This window comes from Acidobacteriota bacterium, from assembly GCA_029861955.1.
In the GTDB taxonomy this organism is placed as follows: domain Bacteria; phylum Acidobacteriota; class Polarisedimenticolia; order Polarisedimenticolales; family Polarisedimenticolaceae; genus JAOTYK01.
Window position 1 is genome coordinate 1 of sequence record JAOTYK010000090.1, and the last position, 3,074, is coordinate 3,074.

At 63.8% G+C, this 3,074-nt stretch carries 3 protein-coding genes; all 3 read right to left on the reverse strand.

All coding sequences use genetic code 11. The annotated features are described in order from the left end of the window. Positions 1-60: 60 nt before the first annotated feature. Positions 61-1,347 (reverse strand): TRAP transporter large permease, encoded by a 1,287-nt coding sequence (locus tag OES25_17610; protein MDH3629454.1) that lies wholly within the window; start codon positions 1,345-1,347, stop codon positions 61-63. Continuing rightward, positions 1,344-1,886, reverse strand: a complete 543-nt coding sequence (locus OES25_17615) for a TRAP transporter small permease subunit (GenBank protein MDH3629455.1) — start codon at positions 1,884-1,886, stop codon at positions 1,344-1,346. The genes OES25_17610 and OES25_17615 overlap by 4 nt, the downstream gene beginning before the upstream one ends. 229 nt (positions 1,887-2,115) lie before the next feature. Continuing rightward, on the reverse strand, positions 2,116-3,074 hold a 959-nt coding region (locus OES25_17620; GenBank protein MDH3629456.1), incomplete at its 5' end, for a TRAP transporter substrate-binding protein.

The window sequence follows — 3,074 nt, forward strand, 5'->3', positions numbered from 1 at the left end:
CCATGATGTGCGAACATGCCCCCGCCGCGCAACCCGGGAAGACGTTGCTGCCGGGGCCAATTACCTGTCGTACAGCAACGACGGCATCCACAGCGTGATCTCCGGCAAAAAGATCATCACGATGATGGCGAAAACCAGCACCATCACATAGGGCAGCGCCGATTTGGACAGGCTCTCGATGGAGCACCCGGTCAATCGCATGGCGACGAAGAGGTTGACGCCGAGCGGCGGCGTCAGGAAGCCGATTTCGCAACAAAGCACGAAAAGGATGCCGAAGTGGACCGGGTCCACGCCCATGGTCTTGACCACCGGCAGCAAGACCGGCGTCAACAGGATGATCTGAGCGATCGTGTCCATCCACATGCCGATGAAGATCAGAAGCACGCAGACGATCAGCAGAATGACATGCTTGTCGTCGGACAGGCTGGCGATCCACTTGGCCATGTCCTGGGGGATGTTCTGAAGCGTCAGGATCTGCCCGAACACGGTGGCCGTGGCGATGATGACCAGGACCGAGCCGCTGATCGTCGCGCTGAAGATGAAGGTCTCCTTCAGCTTTGCGAAGGTCATCTCACGGTAGACGAGCAGCGAAACGAGCAAGCCGTAGACGACCGCCACGACCGCCGATTCGGTCGGCGTGAAGACGGAGGTGTAGATGCCGCCCAGGATGATGATGGGGGCGAGCAGCGCCCAGATGCCGCGGCGCAGCGCGCGCAGGAAGGCGATGACGTCGACGGCCGCGTCGGCCGAGCGATAGCCGGCGCGCCGTGCCAGCAGATAGGCGGTCACAGTCAACATCAGCCCGACCGCCACGCCGGGCACGATGCCCGCCGCGAACAGCCGCGGGATCGATGTCTCGGAGCTGACGCCATAGATGATCATCGGCACAGAGGGCGGGATGAGAATGCCCAGCGTCCCGCCGGATGCCGTGACCCCGCCGGAGAAGGACGCGGTATATCCCTGGCGCAGCATGGAGGGGATCATGATCGAGCCGATCGCCGCAACCGTCGGCGGGCCGGATCCGGAGATCGCCGCGAAGAACATGCACGCCAGAATCGTGACGATCGCGAGTCCGCCGTAGCTTCGTCCGATGAGCGGCATGAAGATATCGACGATCCGCTGGGACAGCCCTCCCCGCTCCATGATCGCGCCGGCCAGAATGAACAGCGGGATCGCGATCAGGGGAAAGGAGTTGAGCGCCTCGAACATGACCTGGACCAGGAAGGTGATCGGCAGGCCGGCGATGAGGATCGCGACCACCGCCGCAATCCCCATGGCGGTGGCGATCGGCACCCCGAGCAGCAGACAGATCACAAAGGCGATCGCGATCGCCGCGCCGACGCTCATGACTGCCGTCCGCCGGGTGAGCCGATCTCGACTTCCTCGGCCGCTTCACGCTCGGCCTCGCTCATGGTCATCTCGAAATAGCGGGGATCGAAGAGGTTGAACGCCACGCGCAGCGTGAAGACAAGGAAGATCAGCGGGATCGGCATGAAGATCCAGAACATGTTGATCTCGGTGATCATCGCCCGATAGGGGTATTGCAGGATCGAGTCCAGGTACAGGATGCCGCCGTAGAGGACGACCAGGTTGAAGGCGATCCACAGAACGTCGCCCGCGCGCAGCAGCCACAGCGCCACGACGCGCGGCATGATCCGGAACTGGGCGGTGATGCGGATGTGGTGATAGCTGCAGGTGGCGAAACTGCAGCCCAGCCAGCAGAACCAGATGAACAGGAACCGCGCCATCTCCTCCGACCATTCGATCGGAAGCTTGAACACGAAGCGCGAGGCGACCTGCAGGAAGACGACCGCCACCAGCGCCGCCAGCAACAGCAACAGGATGTGATAGTCGAAGCGATCGAGCCAGGTCATCAACCGCTTCATCGCCGCTCGCCCCTATGAGCCCCTATGAATGGTCACCGATGACGACGTGGCCGGACCCCGCGCGGGACATCGTCGGCCGCTCCGCGCATCCGCCGTCCTGCGCGAGCATAGCACACGGCTGCCGCCGTCCCAGCGCTCGCGCAACGGCCTGCGGCGAGAAGATCCCGGGTCCGAAGCGCGACACTTCGGACCCCGGTCTTCCCCGCGGCGGGAGACGACCGCGCGGTTGCTATTTCGACGACGAGACCAGCCTGTCGATCAGGTCGCGCCCACCGACCCGCTTCTCGAACTCCGGCCAGACCGAGCGGGCCAACTTGAAGAAGGGGCCGCGCTGGTCGGGCTGAAGCTCGACCACGTCCATTCCAACTGCCTTGGCCTTGGCCAGACCGTCCAAATCGCACTTTTCGGTCAGACCCCAGGAGTACTCGCCCGCCTCCCGGCCGGCGGCCAGAATCGCCTTTTGCTCGGTGTCGGACAGGCTCTGGAACTTGCGATCGTTCATTACCACCATGCCGAAGCCCGTGAAGAGGTTCGACGTGGTCAGGTGCTTCTGCACCTCGTAATACTTGAGCGACAACACGTCACAGGGCGACATGTCGGCACCGTCGACGGTCTTCTGCTGCAAGGCCGTGAACAGCTCGGCGAAGGCGACCGGGGTCGGGTTGGCGCCCATCGCCTTGTAGGTCGCGTTCATGACCGGGCTGCCCGGAGAGCGGATCAGCATTCCCTTGAGGTCCGAGGGCGCATTGACCGAACCCCGGTTGTTGATCAGCGAACGGCTGCCCCAGGCCGTCGTGTAGACGACCCGCAGGCCGGTGGCCTGACGGAAGTTCTCGAATATCTCGTCGCCGACTTTGCCGAAAACCGCCTTCTGCGCCGAGGGGATGTCCTCGAACAGGGCGGGCAGGCTGAAGATGTCGATACGGGGATCGAACTGTGCCAGATTGTTGCTCGAGACGATCGCCAGGTCCTGAGCGCCCAGCTGGACCGTCTTGGCCTGGGCGACATCGTTGCCGAGCTGCGCGCAGCACAGCGCATCGACCGTCACCGAACCGCCGGTCATCTCCTTGACCCGCTCGGCGAAGCGCAACGCGCCCTTGTGGTAGACGTTGTCCGCGCTCGACACGTGCCCGAGCTTGAGCACCGTCTCGGCGGCCGCGGGCTGTAACACGGCGGTGGCCAGAAATG